Here is a 2,033-nt window from a genome sequence, read left to right as displayed (position 1 = left end):
GATCATGGACGGCGTCAGCGGCGAGATCGAGGAGCACGGCTACTGGGGATCGATGCGTGACCGGTTCCCGATCTCGCAGACGGACTGGATGAACGCGAACGGCGAGTTGCGCATCGTCGACGGCGATCCGGCGCGCGGCGGCCGTGTGGTCGTACTGGCACACGACAACATCGCGCTGATTCGGTCCGGTCAGGACTGGCGCGCGGCGGAGAGCGACGAGCGCCGACTGTATCTCGAGGAGATCGAGCCGACGTTGCGCAGCGGAATGGAGTTCCTGCGCGACAACGGCAAGGAGGTCGGCTGCTACAGCAACCGCTACGTGCGCTCGATCGATCTCGACGGCAACCTGCTCGACGAGAGTTACAACATCGGCCACTGGCGCTCGCTCGACCGCCTTGAGCGGTGGGCCGAATCCCATCCGACGCACCTGCGGATCTTCGTCACGTTCTTCCGCGTCGTGACCGGGCTGTCGAAACTGCGGCTGTATCACGAAGTTTCCGTCTTCGACGCAAAGCATCAGGTCTACGAATACGTGAACTGCCATCCGCGCACCGGACTGATGCGCGACGCCGTCGCCATCGCGCGCTGAATCCCGCCGGCGCCGCCCAGGCTGGCGGCGCCGCTTACCGAACTGGAGAACGTCGATGGCCATCAAACGCCCGACCCGCGAACAACTGTCCGACATTGCAGCCGGCTTCGGCTTTCATGTCGATGCCCGCCAACTCGCCGAATACGACGATGCGCTGCAGGCGAACTTCGACGCGTACGACGTGATCGACGCGCTGCCCGACCATCTGCCCGTCGTCGCGTATCCGCGCACGCCCGGCTACCGCCCGGAAGGCGACGAGAACCGCTACGGCGCATGGGCGCGCAAGAGCACGATCCACGGTGCCGCCGACGGCAAGCTGCGCGGCAAGGCGGTGGCCGTGAAAGACAACATCTGCGTCGCCGGCGTGCCGATGCGCAATGGCGCGAGCACGTTCGAGGGCTACGTGCCCGATATCGATGCGACCGTCGTCACGCGGGTGCTCGACGCCGGCGCGACGATCGCCGGCAAGGCGACCTGCGAGTACTACTGCTTTTCCGGCGGCTCGCACACGAGCGCGTCGGGGCCGGTACACAATCCGCGCAAGGCCGGACACTCGTCCGGCGGCTCGTCGTCCGGCTGCGGCGCGCTGGTCGCGAGCGGCGAGGTCGACATGGCGCTCGGCGGCGACCAGGGCGGCTCGGTGCGAATCCCGTCCGCCTATTGCGGCATCTACGGGATGAAGCCGACGCACGGGCTCGTGCCGTACACCGGTGCGATGCCGATCGAGGCGACCGTCGATCATCTCGGGCCGATGACGGGCAGCGTGCTCGACAACGCGCTGCTGCTCGATGTCATCGCGGGCGACGACGGGCTCGATCCGCGCCAACGGATGTTGCCGCCGCGCGCCGATTATCTCGGCGCGATCCGCGACGGCATCGCGGGCCTACGGATCGGCATTCTGCGCGAGGCGTTCGGGCTCGCGAATTCGGAGAAAGTGGTCGACGAGGCCGTGCGGGTCGCCGCCCTCCGGTTGCGCAAGCTGGGCGCGAACGTCGACGAAGTGTCGGTGCCGCTGCATGCGGCCGGCACCGCGATCTGGCTGCCGATTGCGGCCGAGGGCGCGACGCAGCAGATGATGAAGGGCAACAGCCACGGTTTCAACTGGGGCGGTCTGTACGTGACCGGCATGATCGATCATCACGCGGGCTGGCGCGAGCGCGCCGACGAGCTGCCGGATACCGTGAAGGTGACGATGCTGCTCGGCGAATATTTCACGAGCCGGTATCGCGGGCGCTACTACGCGAAGTGCCAGAACCTCGCGCGACGCTTGCGGTCGGCTTACGACACGGCGCTGCAATCGTATGACGTATTGCTGATGCCGACCGTCCCGATGCGCGCGTCGGAACTGCCGAAGCCCGACTGTGCGATGTCCGAGTCGCTGACGCGGGCGTTCGAGATGCTCACGAATACCGCGCCGTTCGACGTGTCCGGGCACCCGGCGATG

2 protein-coding genes are annotated in these 2,033 nt (G+C 67.0%); both read left to right on the top strand.

Annotation, left to right across the window (positions count from 1 at the left end):
* A partial coding sequence (locus JMF90_RS34925; protein ID WP_201326149.1) for a phenylacetaldoxime dehydratase family protein occupies nt 1-589 on the top strand: 589 nt, incomplete at its 5' end.
* A gap of 55 nt (nt 590-644) precedes the next feature.
* Nucleotides 645-2,033: amidase (locus JMF90_RS34920; protein WP_201326148.1), on the top strand; the 1,389-nt coding region annotated here is incomplete at its 3' end.

The organism is Burkholderia sp. E168m23, from assembly GCF_016586125.1.
Taxonomy (GTDB): domain Bacteria; phylum Pseudomonadota; class Gammaproteobacteria; order Burkholderiales; family Burkholderiaceae; genus Burkholderia; species Burkholderia orbicola.
Note: the sequence above shows the minus strand (reverse complement) of the source record. Positions and strands in the feature narration are given on the sequence as shown.